The 13,677-nt window shown below is 63.7% G+C and carries 10 protein-coding genes; 5 read left to right on the top strand and 5 right to left on the bottom strand.

Features of this window, described 5'->3' with window-relative positions; translation table 11 throughout:
• Positions 1 to 38: 38 nt before the first annotated feature.
• Positions 39 to 1,256, top strand: a complete 1,218-nt coding sequence (locus tag NDI54_RS15695) for an ABC transporter substrate-binding protein (RefSeq protein WP_310897382.1) — start codon at positions 39 to 41, stop codon at positions 1,254 to 1,256.
• 473 nt (positions 1,257 to 1,729) lie between these two features.
• Here the strand turns inward: NDI54_RS15695 and NDI54_RS15690 are convergent, their stop codons facing one another.
• On the bottom strand, positions 1,730 to 2,770 hold the full coding sequence (locus tag NDI54_RS15690) for a zinc-dependent alcohol dehydrogenase family protein (protein WP_310897381.1): 1,041 nt from the start codon (positions 2,768 to 2,770) through the stop codon (positions 1,730 to 1,732).
• A gap of 108 nt (positions 2,771 to 2,878) precedes the next feature.
• Between NDI54_RS15690 and NDI54_RS15685 the strand changes: the two genes are divergently transcribed.
• Both NDI54_RS15685 and NDI54_RS15680 read left to right on the top strand, forming a co-directional pair.
• Positions 2,879 to 3,457, top strand: a complete 579-nt coding sequence (locus NDI54_RS15685) for an NAD(P)/FAD-dependent oxidoreductase (protein ID WP_310897380.1) — start codon at positions 2,879 to 2,881, stop codon at positions 3,455 to 3,457.
• Between the two features lie 166 nt (positions 3,458 to 3,623).
• Complete coding sequence (locus NDI54_RS15680; protein WP_310897379.1) at positions 3,624 to 4,166, top strand: hypothetical protein; 543 nt, start codon at positions 3,624 to 3,626, stop codon at positions 4,164 to 4,166.
• A 141-nt stretch (positions 4,167 to 4,307) separates the two neighbouring features.
• On the opposite strand, the gene NDI54_RS15675 is transcribed toward NDI54_RS15680, so the two are convergent.
• Both NDI54_RS15675 and NDI54_RS15670 read right to left on the bottom strand, forming a co-directional pair.
• The gene (locus NDI54_RS15675) at positions 4,308 to 5,117 is read right to left on the bottom strand and encodes an aldo/keto reductase (RefSeq protein WP_310897378.1); all 810 of its coding nucleotides are present in this window, start codon (positions 5,115 to 5,117) and stop codon (positions 4,308 to 4,310) included.
• A 67-nt stretch (positions 5,118 to 5,184) separates the two neighbouring features.
• Positions 5,185 to 5,925 carry a ThuA domain-containing protein gene (locus NDI54_RS15670; protein ID WP_310897377.1) on the bottom strand — a complete coding sequence of 247 codons (741 nt, stop codon included), beginning with the start codon at positions 5,923 to 5,925 and terminating at the stop codon, positions 5,185 to 5,187.
• A gap of 668 nt (positions 5,926 to 6,593) precedes the next feature.
• On the opposite strand from NDI54_RS15670, the gene NDI54_RS15665 reads away from it, so the two are divergent.
• Positions 6,594 to 8,372, top strand: a complete 1,779-nt coding sequence (locus NDI54_RS15665; RefSeq protein WP_310897376.1) for an L-lactate permease — start codon at positions 6,594 to 6,596, stop codon at positions 8,370 to 8,372.
• A gap of 24 nt (positions 8,373 to 8,396) precedes the next feature.
• Positions 8,397 to 11,441, top strand: coding sequence for an FAD-binding and (Fe-S)-binding domain-containing protein (locus tag NDI54_RS15660; protein WP_310897375.1), 3,045 nt, complete (start codon positions 8,397 to 8,399; stop codon positions 11,439 to 11,441).
• 37 nt (positions 11,442 to 11,478) lie between these two features.
• Here the strand turns inward: NDI54_RS15660 and NDI54_RS15655 are convergent, their stop codons facing one another.
• Together NDI54_RS15655 and NDI54_RS15650 are read right to left on the bottom strand one after the other, a co-directional pair.
• Positions 11,479 to 11,925: a hypothetical protein gene (locus NDI54_RS15655; RefSeq protein WP_310897374.1), complete on the bottom strand. Its 447-nt coding sequence runs from the start codon at positions 11,923 to 11,925 to the stop codon at positions 11,479 to 11,481.
• Positions 11,913 to 13,673, bottom strand: coding sequence for an Nramp family divalent metal transporter (locus NDI54_RS15650; RefSeq protein ID WP_310897373.1), 1,761 nt, complete (start codon positions 13,671 to 13,673; stop codon positions 11,913 to 11,915). Before NDI54_RS15650 ends, NDI54_RS15655 begins: the two co-directional genes overlap by 13 nt.
• Positions 13,674 to 13,677 lie beyond the last annotated feature (4 nt).

Genomic DNA, 13,677 nt, shown 5'->3' with positions numbered 1-13,677 from the left:
CCGGAACATCTATATAATTTTTAGGCTTGCCTAAAAATATGACGACCGACGAAACTGAATCCGAGACATCGACGCGGAGAGAGTATATGAAATACGGCGGCGCAGTTCTCAGTGCCGGACTGCTCGCTGGCTGTGCGAGCGATGCGGAGCGAGGGGATGGGGCCACGCCGACGGAGTCCGCGACGGAGACGGACACGAACACGCCGACTGCCGACGAGTCGTACTCCGTGTCCATGTCGCCGATGGGAGAGGTGACGTTCGATTCGCCGCCGGAGACCGTCTTCACACGGCTGACACACCACGCCGACATGGCGTTCGCCCTGGGTCGCGGGGACACCGTCAACGCGATGCACGCCCCGGACTACTACAGCGGACTGTGGAATCAGTTCGTCGAACGACTGCCGGGCGTATCGCTGGACTGGACCGGGCTGTACTCCTCGTGGGAACCGAGCAAGGAGAAACTGTACGAACTCGATAGCGATATCCATCTCGCGGACCCGGCCTGGATCGCCAAACAGGACAACTGGGACCGACCGGACTTCGAGGAGATCGCCACCAACGTCTCGCCGTGGTTCGGGAACTCCCTGAGCGACCGGCATGCCGAACCCGCGCCCGGCTGGGAAGACTACAGGTACTACACCCTCTGGGAGCAGTTCGAACTCGTGGCCGAGGCGTTCCAGGAGCAGGCCCGGTACGAGGCGCTGGCAGCGATCCACGACGAGATGCGCTCGACTATCGAGTCGAATCTCCCACCCGAGTCGGAGCGCCCGTCGGCGGTGATGATCGCCGCGGCTGATATCGAGGAGATCTACGCGTACACGCTGGACAACCCTGGATTCCTGACTGCTCACACCCGTCCGTTCGGTGCCCGCGATGCGTTTGGCGGGTCGGTCGAGACGAACTCCGTGGTCGATCTCGAAGCGTTGCTTGCAGCAGACCCCGACGTAATCCTGCACCTCGGCGGATTTGAGCCGAACACGAGTCTTCCGAAGCGCCGGGAGGTGTTCAACTCCGATCCGGTCGGCTCGAAGATCACGGCCGTACAGAATGACCGCATCTACCCGCAGGGGGCGCGCTATCAGGGGCCGATCCTGCATCTCTTCCAGCTGGAGATGACCGCAAAGCAGCTGTATCCGGAGCAGTTCGGCGAGTGGCCGACCTACACCGAGGGACCGTATCCGGAGATTCCGGCCGAGGAACAACTGTTCGACCGTCAGCGAGTGGCTGATATTATCAACGGGGAGTTTGAAGCATGAGCGACGATTTCTAATTCAGGACTTGCGCCGCTCACCCTATGCAATAGTGTTATAAATCAAAGAAAGCCGAATATTTTCTAGAGACATAGATGTACAGTCTACTTCTATCATAATCGTTGTCGGTATATGTGGAATATAAGGATATACTGAGTTGTTTGTCCAGAAGAATTTTATAGTACCATGTCATCAATTCGCATATGTTAGTACACGAAGGGAACGCGCACTCACACGCTGCTGGCTCCGATAGGTACTGCCGTCACTGCAACGATGTCGCGTTGGCGTACGACCCGACTGCTGAACGACCCCGCTGTCGCTCGTGTGGAAAGTTAGGATAGCATATTTTGGCCCCTCACAGCGGTTCCGGTCCAGTCTGTCGAGGCCGATCAGTCCACAAGGTTATGCGTTGGATCTGAGCGTAGACTTGGGCAGTGAGTTCGGTTGGGATCTGCGTGGCCGCGAATCGGTTTCGTTGATTACAGTTTGACGAGGACCTTGATCGCTTCACGTTCGTCCATCGCCTGATACCCCTCGGGGACGCCGTCGAGGTCGACAGTTTTCGTGAAGATTGGAGAGGGGTCTAGCGTGCCCTGTAACACGTCGGCCAGCAGTTCGTCGGCGTAGGCGCGGACCGGTGCGATGCCGCCGCTGAGCGTGATGTTGTCGCCGAACAGCGAGAACATGTCGAGGCCCTGGTCGTTGACGCCGTGGGGGACGCCGACGTAGCCGACGGTCCCGCCGGGCCGGCACACGTCGGTCGCCATGTCCATCGCCGAGGCCGCGCCGACACATTCGAGGACGTGATTCGCACCGCCGTCGGTCAGGTCGAGCGCGGCGTCGACTGCCTCCTGCCCGCGAGCCGAGACGGTTTCAGTCGCGCCGAACGACTCCGCGAGTTCGAGGCGGTCGTCGTGGTGGCCCATCGCGATAATCCGTTCCGCCCCCAGGCGACGGGCCGCGAGGACGCCACACAGTCCGACGGCCCCGTCGCCGATGACGATGCAGGTATCGCCTTCGTCGACGCCGGCGCTGACCGCCGCGTGGTGACCGGTCCCCATCACGTCCGTCAGCGGGAGAATCGCTTCGAGCGTGTCCTCGTCGTCGGCGTGGCGGTCGGGGACGCGGACGAGGGTTCCGTCGGCCTCCGTCGCCCGGACGTACTCGCCCTGACCGCCGCCGTTGTCGCCACCCCAGGAATCGCCGTTCACACAGGACGTGTGCAGGCCCTTGCGACAGAACTCACACCGGCCACAGCCGATGACAAAGGGGGCGAACACCCGGTCGCCGGGTTCGACTGAGCGAACGTCGTCGCCGACTTCCTCGACGATACCCATCGGTTCGTGGCCGACGCGGGATCCCACCTCTCGGTCGCTCTGGCCGCGATAGAACCACAGATCGGAGCCACAGACGGCCGTGTGGGTCACGCGAACGATCGCGTCTGTGGGCGATTCGATCTCCGGCCGCGGGACCTCGTCGACCGTGATCTCGCCGGGACCGCGGTAAATGGCAGCGCGCATGGGATTGCTTCGGTGTGATGGTGGAAAACCGTTCTCATGCCGCCCCGTTCAGCGCTGGTGTATTATTAAATGACAACAATTACCAGTAGGGAGACAGAAACCGACGCTATGACGGACGTTATTGTCGTCGGCGGCGGTCCCGCCGGCCTGAGTGCCGCACTGTTCGCACAAAAAAACGGGTTGGAAACGACGGTGTTTGACACCGACGGAACCTGGATGCACAAAGCGCACCTCTTCAACTACCTCGGGATCGGGTCTCAGGACGGGTCCGCGTTCATGGAGACGGCCCGGACACAGGTCGATAGCTTCGATGTCGACCGGAAGCAGGGGACGAAAGTGACCGACGTGGGACAGACCGATGCCGGATTCGAGGTCACCACCGACGACGGAACGCACGAGGCCGACTACCTCGTCCTCGCGACGGGGGCCAACCGCGACCTCGCCGCGTCGCTGGGCTGTTCGATGACAGACGAGGATGTCGTCGATGTCGACGTGACGATGGAGACGAGCGTCGAGGATGCCTACGCGACGGGTGGGATGGTTCGAGCGGAGGAGTGGCAGGCTGTCATCTCGGCCGGCGACGGCGCGGCGGCGGCCCTGAATATTCTCACGAAAGAGAAAGGGGAGCACTTCCACGACTTCGATACGCCCGCCGACGCGGATGCGCTGTTCGGTCCTGAAGCGTAGCGCCCAGCCTGGCTCCCGGCCGACGGCTGGCGCGTACGGACGTAAGCAAGTACGTAAACGGCGGTAAGAGTGTACTCGCCGCGTCGATTTGCCGGCTTCGATCCCTGGCACCGGGGGCTGGCTTATCGACCGATTCACTATAGGGATACCGGTCCACCCGTTCCCTGTGAAGGGGTTCGAGTTCACTATCAGGTTCGATCCGGGGGCCGACCCCCTGATGGACCTGTTCCGGGAGTATCCCGCGTTACTGCTCCGGAACGCGACCTGTACCGTCGCCGGAGACGCCATGTGGCGCGTGGATCGCGTGGACGGGCCCGCCGACGCCGTGTCGGCGTTCGGCGACGTGTTCCTCAACGACGGCCGCTGTAACGAGTGCCTCGACGGCCACCGCTGTCCCGGGACTCGAGAGTACCAGGTCCTTGACCGGGGACCGACAGCACGGACTGTGTACACTTATCACACCGAAATCGACCGGTGTCGGTCGGTCGCTCCGATTGTCACCGAACGGATTGACGACGGGGTCGTCTTCGCGTCGGAGCGCACCGGCGGGGCGTATCGCTGGCGCGTCCTGTCGCCGGCGGCGATATCGCTTGACGGGGTATTTGGCCGACTCGAATCGGCACTCGGTGACGGCCTGGCGCTGGATGTCGACCGCATCGGAGGGGCGGACTTGTGGCAGGCCACGGCAGGTCCGGCCTTCCCACAGTGACCCGCTTGGGGGCCTATACCGACTGTATTCGATGTAATGCAAAGAATACAGTGGTTCGTGTCGCCCGCAATCGGCGTCACGCGCCCTGCGTGGTATCCGTCGTCTCTCCCTGCCGGACCGGCTCTGGCGGCGCGTGTCTCCTCACTCCTCTTGCCAGGGCGCGCCGTCGCGCTCGACGAACCGCTCGGTGCGCTCGATACCCCGAATCCGGTCGATGTCCGCCGTGTCGATGTCCAAATCGAGTGCACCGAGGTTGTCCCGGATGTGGGCCTCGCCCGTCGCCTTCGGAACGACGCGCACGCGGTCCCGCGAGAGCAACCAGGCGAGGCTGACCTGTGCCGGGCTGACGCCGTGTTTCGCCGCGATTGCCTCGATCTCCGGGATATCGAACACGCGTCCGCGAGCCAACGGCGAGTACGCGACGTGGTGGTACTCGTGTGCCTGTGCGTGGGCGACGAGCTCGTCCTGCTGTAACAACGGGTGCGTCTCCACCTGGTGCGCGAACAACGGCGCATCAAGCGTGTCGATAGCCTCATCCAGTAACTCGACGCTGAAGTTCGAGACGCCGACGTGTCGTATCCGTCCCCGATCCACCAGTTCGTCGAACGCCGCCAGCGTCTCCGTCGCCTCGTAGCCGTCAACCGGCCAGTGGACGTAGAGCAGGTCGAGCGTTTCGAGCCCGAGCCGGTCAAGCGTCGCGTCGAGACCCTCGATGACCTCGTCGTATCCCAGTCCGAACCGCTTTGGATGCACCTTGGAAGCGACGAACACCTCGTCTCGCGGGATGTCGGCGGCGGCGATGCCCGTTCCGACGGCCCGCTCGTTCTCGTAGTGCTGTGCGGTGTCGATGTGCCGATACCCGGCTTCGAGCGCTGTTCGGACGCTGTCCGCACAGGTGTCCGGGTCCGTGTTCTCCCAGGTTCCGAGTCCTATCGCTGGCAGGTCTGTCATGGGAGATAGCACCAGCGAAACGCTCATATCTCTTGGGTTCGGTGCAGTCCCGATCCGTTCTCCGGAATCAGTGGACCGACCGGTCGTCGCTCTCGTCGATTGCTTCGATCGGATCAGCGTTGCCGAACGCCGGCTCGGGACCGTCTCCGGCCGCGGCCCACTCGCAGGCGTTGGCGAGGACCTGCTGGATGTCCTCGTTGTGGTAGATCGGATAGGTCTCGTGGCCCGGTCGGAAATAGAAGATCCGGCCTGCGCCGCGGCGGTAGCAACAGCCCGACCGGAACACCTCGCCGCCCTCGAACCAGGAGTTGAACACGAGCGTGTCCGGCGCGGGAATGTCGAAGCGTTCGCCATACATTTCGGTTTCCGGCAGCTCAATATACTCGTCGACACCGTCAGCGATGGGATGGCCGGGTTCGACAACCCACAGCCGCTCGGTCTCGGCGGCTTCACGCCATTTCAGACTGCATGTCGTCCCCATCAGTTCTCGGAAGATTTTCGAATAGTGGCCGGAGTGGAGGACGATGAGGCCCATCCCGTCGAGGACCCGCTCTTTCACTCGGGCGACCACCTCGTCGTCGACCTGGTCGTGGGCGGCGTGGCCCCACCAGGTCAAAACGTCCGTCTTTGCCAGGACCTCCTCGGTGAGTCCGTGTTCTGGCTCCTGTAGCGTCGCGGTTTCCGTGTCGAACCCGCGGTTGTCGAGCGCCGCGGCGATAGCGCCGTGAATCCCGTCGGGGTACAGATCCGCGACCGCTTCGTGTTCCTGCTCGTGGACGTTCTCGTTCCAAACCGTGACGTGTGTCATGGCACGTGGTTTCCCTGTCACCCGTAACGACGTTCGCCAAGCGGCAATCCGTGCGACCGGTGGCTGCCGTTCGCCCTGGAAGCCGTGGACCTGCACTGATAGGCCTCTGCAATGTCCTCGCGTAGACTGTGCCCTCCAACTCAGTGCCGGCTGTCCGGTTCGTGAGTCACCGCGCGCCAGTGGTGTCCCAGCGAGGGCATGACTGGGCTGAGTCTGGCTGCCTATCCGGCCTGGTTTCGGGCCGTGTCAACAGGACCGTGAATGCGGTTCTTACACCGCCAAATGCAGACGACTGTATGGGCTTCCTGTGGGGGTACAGTCGAGTGAAATCGCGGCGTAACGTCCCGCTATACCGAATACACACGACTGTATCCCGTCGTATTCGGTCGCGCAGAAAAACTCCAGATTTTCACGCTCGCAGGGCTTCTCGCTCCCGTTCCAGAGATATTATGGGCAGATAATAATGTAAACAGTAGATAAGTATAAATACTGCCTGCCAAACGAGGTGACTGATGCACCCTACCAGAAACCGCTGTATCGGAGGGTTTCGAGCGATAGCGCCTCGTACCGAGGTGGTTCCGAAATGAGATATCGTTACCGCCCCCCGGCGTCCGCCGCCGGTGAACGTGGGACCTGTCCGGACGAACGGACTTCGGAGGTGACACCACATGTCTGAACACACGTTGATCCTCCTGGCGCTGCTGCCGCTGGCGACCATTGCGGTTCTGATGGTCGGACTGTACCAGCCCGCGACACGGACAATGCCCATCGCATGGGCGGTTGCGGCTATCGCGGCCTTCGTGGGCTGGCAGATGACGCCCCAGCTGATCGCCGCCGCGTCGATCCGCGGCGCGCTGACAGCGACCAGAATCCTGGTCATCGTCTTCGGCGCGATACTCCTGCTGTACACGCTGAAACAGTCCGGCGCGTTCGAGGTGATTAATGCGGGATTCTCCTCGATCAGCGACGACCGGCGCGTGCAGGTCATCTTGCTCGTGTTCCTCATGGGGTCGTTCATCGAGGGCGCGGCCGGCTTCGGGACGCCCGCGGCAATCGTCGGCCCGCTACTGGTCGGCCTGGGCTTCCCGCCGCTGGCCGCGGTGGTCGTCGCGCTCACGGGGAACATCCTCGCAATCACCTTCGGTGCTGTCGGAACGCCGCTGATTATCGGGCTCCGTGACGTGGTCTTCGCGGAGGGGACCGGCGCGGCACAGCAGGTCCTCCAGCAGGGCGGCTATGAGAGCGTCGGCGCGTACGTCGCCCAGATTGGCGTGTGGGCGGCGCTCATCCACGCCATCGTCGGTATCGCCATTCCCTTCATCGGGGTGGCCATGATGACTCGCTTCTTCGGCGAAGAGCGGTCGATCAAGCCGGCGCTCGAAGTCCTGCCGCTGTGCCTGTTTGCATGGGCGGCCTTCGCGATCCCCTACGTTGCGACCGCGTACTTCCTCGGCCCGACGTTCCCGGGCCTGCTGGGTGCAATGGTCGGGCTGCTCGTCGTGACGGCTACGCTCCGGGCCGGCTACTTCCTTCCCGAGGAGGAGTGGGACTTCGGCCCACAGGAACAGTGGCCCGACCACTGGGTCGGCAGCATCGAACCCGGTGAAGGCGTCGGAACCACGACCGGGGGTAGCCGAGAGGGGACTGTCGCGGCCGACGGCGGCACGGCATCGTTCGCGGAGTCACATTCGCAGGACATGTCGCTGGGTATGGCCTGGCTGCCGTACCTCCTCGTCGCCGCTTTGCTCGTCGTGACCCGCGTTGTCAGTCCGATTCAGGAGTTCCTGTCGACGAACGGTGTTTTGCTCTGGAGTAACATCCTCGGCACGCCGTTCTCGGAGGGTGTCGAGCTGTTTTATCTCCCGGGGTCTCTCTTCGTTCTCGTCGCCGTAATCACGTACGCACTGCACGGGATGAACACCGACGAAATCAAAGCCTCGTGGAGTGAGGCGCTTCGAAACATCGCGCCGGCTGTCGTCGCGCTGTGGTTCGCGGTCGCGACGGTTATGATAATGCAACGGACCGGGAGTGCCATCGTGCTGGAGGCTGCGCCGATCAACTCCGGAATGCTCGGCCTGCTGTCGGAGATCACGGCGAGCGGGACCGGACAGATGTTCCCGTTCTTCTCTGGGTTCATCGGCGCGTTCGGCGCGTTCATTGCCGGCTCGAACACGGTCAGCGACATCCTGTTCGGACTGTTCCAGTTCCAGGCCGCCCAGCAGATCGGTGCGCCGACCCAGATCGTCGTCGCCGCACAGGCGGTCGGCGGCGCGATCGGCAACCTCATCGCAATCCACAACGTGGTCGCCGCCCTCACGGTGGTCGGCCTCATCGGTGAGGAAGGTCGCGTCATCCGTCTCGAACTGATACCGGTGCTGTACTACGGCGTGTTCACAGGTATACTGACGCTCATTCTGGCCTACGTCGTGGCACCGGGCGCGTTCTAACCCGCTTTTCTCCACTTCCAATTTATGGCATACGACTCCAGACCCATTGAGCGGCGTGACCCGGCAGCAGACCCGAGCGCGAACTACGATTATCAGGGCGGTAGCGTCCACCGGCCAGACCTCGTAGCGGCCCTGGAGCGCCGCGTCGACGGCGACGTGCGCTTCGATACGTACACCCGCGAGCTGTTCGCGACCGACGCGAGCGCCTACGAACAGCTCCCCATCGGTGTCGTCTCGCCGGTTTCAACCGAGGACGTGGTCGCGGTGATGGAGTACTGTGCCGACGAGGGCATCCCTGTCCTTCCGCGGGGCGGCGGGACGAGTCTCGCCGGGCAGGCCGTCAACGAGGCGGTCGTTCTCGATTTCAAGCGCCACATGGACGAGGCGCTGTCGGTCGACCCCGAGGCCCAACAGGCCCGGGCGCAGGCCGGTATCACCATCGCCCGTCTCAACGACCACCTGGAACCACACGGGCTCAAGTTCGCACCGGACCCGGCCTGGGGCGACAAGAGCGTCCTCGGCGGTGCAATCGGGAACAACACGACCGGCGCACACTCGCTGAAATACGGAAAAACTGACGCCTACATCGAGGAGTGCGAAGTGGTCCTTTCCGACGGGACCCGGACGACCTTCGGCTGGGTCGATGTCGACGCCCTCGAAGCGCGGGCGGCCGAAGCCGACCCGGACGCCGACCTCGAAACGCGGATCTACGCCGAAGTCGCCCGAATCCTTTCGGAGGACGCCGCGGAAATCGACGACAGGTATCCGGACCTCAAACGTAACGTCTCCGGCTACAACCTCGATGAGCTGGTCGACAACGCCCGGGAACGCGGCGAGGTCAACCTCGCCCGACTGCTCGCCGGGAGTGAGGGGACGCTGGCTGTCGTCACCGAGGCGACGGTTTCGCTCGAACCCGTTCCCGACGCCACGGCCGTCGCCATGCTGACCTACGACGACATCATCTCGGCGATGGAGGACGTGGCCCCGATTCTCGACCACGACCCCTCGGCCGTCGAGGTGATGGACGACGTGCTTCTGGACCTCGCCGCAGAGACGCCGGAGTTCGCCGATGTCGTCGGGCTGCTCCCTGAAGACACGGATTCGACGCTGCTGGTCGAGTTCTACGCCGAGTCGCCCGACGACGGCGCACAGAAGGTCGCCGACCTGCTCGCCGACCGGCTGCCGGACTACGACGCCAGAGAGTCGCCCAGCGACGGGGCAACCGCGGTCACCGACGCCCCGGTCCACGCCGTCGACGCGCTGGAGGCCTACGACGCGGACCGACAGGCGAAGTTCTGGAAGATGCGCAAGGCCGGGCTTCCGATTCTCCTGTCACGCACGGGCGACGACAAGCACTGGCCGTTCGTCGAGGACACCGCGGTCCCGGCCGAGAACCTCCCGGAGTACGTCGCCGATATCCGGGAGCTGTTCGACGAGCACGACACCTTCGCGTCCTACTACGCCCACGCCGGTCCCGGCGTCCTGCATATCAGACCGCTGTTGAACCTGAAATCCGGGGACGGCATCGAGACGATGGAAGCGATCTCCGACGCTATCACGGACCTCGTCGTCCAGTACGACGGCTCCGTCTCGGGCGAGCACGGCGACGGTCGCGCCCGCACCCAGTGGAACCGCAAACTGTACGGCGACGACCTCTGGGAGACGTTCCGCGATCTGAAGACGGCCTTCGACCCCGATTGGCGATTGAATCCGGGGAACATCTGTGGCGACCACGACCCGTCGGAAAACCTCCGGTACGACCCCGACTACGAGTTCGACGCGAGCTTCGAACCCACGCTCGACTGGGACAACGAAAACGGGTTCCAGGGGATGGTCGAACTCTGTCACGGCTGTGCGGGCTGTACCGGCCACCAGGAGACCACTGGCGGCGTCATGTGCCCGACCTACCGCGCGGCCGAGGAGGAGATCACCAGCACGCGCGGCCGGGCCAACATGCTCCGGTCGGCGATGGACGGTGACCTCCCCGAGGACCCCACCGACGAGGAGTTCGTCACGGAAGTACTGGACCTCTGTATCGGCTGTAAGGGCTGCAAGAAGGACTGCCCGAGCGGCGTCGACATGGCGAAACTCAAAGCCGAGGTGGTCCACGAACACCACCAGCGCGAGGGCATCTCGTTGCGTGACCGACTGTTTGCCAACGTCGAGACGGTGCTCGCAGTCGGCAGCGCCTTCGCCCCGGTGTCGAACTGGCTGATGGACCTGCCGGGGTCGGGGCTCCTCATGGAGAAAACGGTCGGCATCACGAGTGAGCGGACCCTGCCCGCCTTCCACCGGAGAACGTTCCGGGACTGGTGGGCGGACCGGGGCGGGGCACAGGTCCCGGCGAGTGAGGCCGACAGGAACGCGCTCGTACTCGCTGATCCGTACACGAACTACAGCCACCCCGATGTCGGGAAAGCGGCCGTGCAAGTGCTGGAAGCGGGGGGCGTCCACGTGGCGGTGCCCGACGACGTGACCGACAGCGGCCGGCCCGCGTACTCCAAGAGTATGCTAGATCACGCTGGCGAGACGGCCCGAGCGAACGTCGACGCGCTGGCCCCCCGTATCCGCGACGGTTGGGACGTGGTCACCATTGAACCATCCGATGCAGTCATGTATCAGGTCGACTACCGGGACCTGCTGTCGGGCGACGCTGTCGACACTGTCGCGGCGAATACGTACGGTGTCTGCGAGTACCTTGACACCTACCGGCTGGGGGAGGACATTGACTTCGACGGAGCAGGCGACTCACTGGCCTACCATGGCCACTGTCACCAGAAGGCGACGAAGAAGGACCACCACGCCGTCGGCGTCCTCAGGCGGGCCGGCTACGATGTCGATCCGTTGGATTCGGGCTGTTGTGGCATGGCCGGTAGTTTCGGCTACGAGGCCGAACACTACTCGATGAGTGAGGGCATCGCGGACCTCCTCTTTGGACAGATCGACGACTCGCCCGCCGAACAGGTCGTCGCACCGGGTGCATCCTGCCGATCTCAGCTTGACGACCTCGGTGACGAACAGACGGAGCCACCACATCCCATTGAGATGGTCGCGGCGGCACTCGATTAGGACGGCGTGTCGGGGACCGGCGACCGTCGGCCTGTGGTCAGAACCCGATACCGTCCCGCTGTCGGACTGTCACGTCGTGCCCGTCCACCGTTGACCGAAGCGCCTGCGTGAAGGGTTCAGTGTCGAACTGACCGTGGACTCTAACCGTCGTCGCATCGCCTGTCCGAGGGCGGGCCGTTATTTTCGGCCGCCCGATTCGGCCGCCGGAGTGGATATGGACGCTGTCGAGGGCGTCGTATGGCTGTGTCTCGACCGCTTCGGCGGTTTCGAGGGCCGCGGGCACGCCCTCCTCGACTACTTGTGACGCGAACGCAGCGGCTCGCTGATCGGGGGACCCGAACATCAGGTCGACGGGCGTCAGGTAGTCGTACTCCACAAAGTAGGCCCGCTCTGTACAGAAAAACACGTCGATCAGCCGGAGCGGGTACGACCCTCGCATCGTGTAATGCAAGTGGACGCGGAGTTCGTCGGTCACGAGAACCACCCTTTCGCGGTGGCGGTCTCAGCGACTGTGCCCTCCGCCGCGACCTTCGCCCGTCCCACCCGATACATCGTATACGCCTGTACGAGCAGATAGATGGTCCAGAGACCGTACCCGCCGGGTGCGCTCCCGAACACGGCCGGCCGGACGGCAAACGTCTGCAATCCCAGCTGTGTCGCCAGCCCGGTTCCGATCAGGAGGACGCTGAAATAGCCGAAAAACGCCGCGGCGACCCACATCGCGGCCACGCGACCCCAGCCCGGCATCGTGTGCTCGGGGAGCCGGACCGCGTTGACGAGCTGGACGATGACGATATACGGCCACATCAGCAGGCCGGACATCGCTGCGCCGACAACCAGGAGCCCGAAGGGGTCGTCTATGGATATTGGGAGAATGAGAATGAGAATGCCCCAGCCACAGAAGACGGTCAGCAGGCCCCAGAACAGCCGCGGCAGGCTCCAGCCCGCGTCCCGACCGTACAGTTCGTAAATGATGTCGGAGCTGTTCCGGACGAACGACTCGATGATCGCGTATTCGGTCGTGAACAGAGCGAGAAACAGCGTGACGTAGATGACGCTCGTCGCCAGCCCGCCGACCGACGGTACGATTTCGGTCAGCCACATGTCGACCGCATCACTCGTCGCCCCCGGTGCTTGCGACACCGCGATGACGACCAGCATCGTCGTGACGAGGAGGAGGCCCAGAAGGAACGTCAACAGGTGTTCGAGCTGTGTCACGCGCCACCAGCCCCGCCATCGCTTGAGATTCTGCGTGTCCGGCGTGAACGCGAACCCGTCCTCGTGGACCGTTTCGGGATCATCCCCGGCGAAGGGGTTCTTGATTCGGCCCTGGTACCGCCCCATTCCGTAGCCTTTCTCACGTATCCAGAGGCTCTGTGAGAGGTTGAGGTAGCCGCCCGCGCCGGCGTAGGCCAGCGCCCCGACCAGCACGGCGATGGTCCCGACCGGCGAGTAGTCGCCGACCTCCGTCAGACTCCCCGGGACGCTGACCAGCACGTCGACGGAGCCGATGAGAACGAACAGCAGTAGCGTGAACGCGATAGACAGCGCCACAAGGACGAGCTGGAGGCTCTCGACGACGTTGTACATCAGCGGCGTCACCTGGTAGGTAACCCAGATGAACACCATGAGCGCGATGCCGAACAGTCGCCAGCCCACGATCTCGACGCCGACGAGATCGTACGTGCCGAGCGCGAGTCCCTCGGCACCGATTCGGGCAGCGCTTGCGGCCCAGCCCGGCCAGCCGAGGCTGACGAACCCGCCGAGTAACATGGCGAGTGGAATGACTGGATGGACCCGCTCGAACGCGCGAAAGACGCTCTCGCCGGTGGCCAGCGTCCACCGCTGTATCTCCGTGTTGACGACGAAATGGAGACAGACGGCCACGAGGAACAGCCAGTATAGCCCCCAGCCGTAGCTGGCGACCAGGTGCGGCCAGAACAGTGTCTCACCGCTGCCAAGCGACGCCCCCAGCATGATCGCGCTGGGGCCGACGACGTGGCGGAGCTTCGGCACTTTCGGGAGCGTCAGCTCCCTAAATCGTCCGCCTGATCCCGTGTCCGGATAGTCCTCGGTCTCCGGTGCCGCTTCCAGATTGTCGTATGCGACCGGCGTGTAGGAGGAAATCGGATAGCGTTGCTCCGCGAGGGAGGCGTACACCTCCGACGTTTCCGCCCCTGTGTCTTCCGCGACATCTGTCTCCGCTTCCGCCTCCTGCTGTTCCTCTGGCATCGAC

Source organism: Haloarcula terrestris (assembly GCF_031624315.1).
Classification (GTDB): Archaea; Halobacteriota; Halobacteria; order Halobacteriales; family Haloarculaceae; genus Haloarcula; species Haloarcula terrestris.
This window is presented reverse-complemented; position numbering and strand designations above follow the sequence as displayed.

Coding starts and splice junctions, on each gene's coding strand:
- NDI54_RS15650 (WP_310897373.1), bottom strand. CDS start 13,673: ATGCCAGAGGAACAGCAGGAGGCGGAAGCGGAGACAGATGTCGCGGAA.
- NDI54_RS15685 (WP_310897380.1), top strand. CDS start 2,879: ATGACGGACGTTATTGTCGTCGGCGGCGGTCCCGCCGGCCTGAGTGCC.
- NDI54_RS15665 (WP_310897376.1), top strand. CDS start 6,594: ATGTCTGAACACACGTTGATCCTCCTGGCGCTGCTGCCGCTGGCGACC.
- NDI54_RS15670 (WP_310897377.1), bottom strand. CDS start 5,925: ATGACACACGTCACGGTTTGGAACGAGAACGTCCACGAGCAGGAACAC.
- NDI54_RS15675 (WP_310897378.1), bottom strand. CDS start 5,117: ATGACAGACCTGCCAGCGATAGGACTCGGAACCTGGGAGAACACGGAC.
- NDI54_RS15695 (WP_310897382.1), top strand. CDS start 39: ATGACGACCGACGAAACTGAATCCGAGACATCGACGCGGAGAGAGTAT.
- NDI54_RS15690 (WP_310897381.1), bottom strand. CDS start 2,770: ATGCGCGCTGCCATTTACCGCGGTCCCGGCGAGATCACGGTCGACGAG.
- NDI54_RS15660 (WP_310897375.1), top strand. CDS start 8,397: ATGGCATACGACTCCAGACCCATTGAGCGGCGTGACCCGGCAGCAGAC.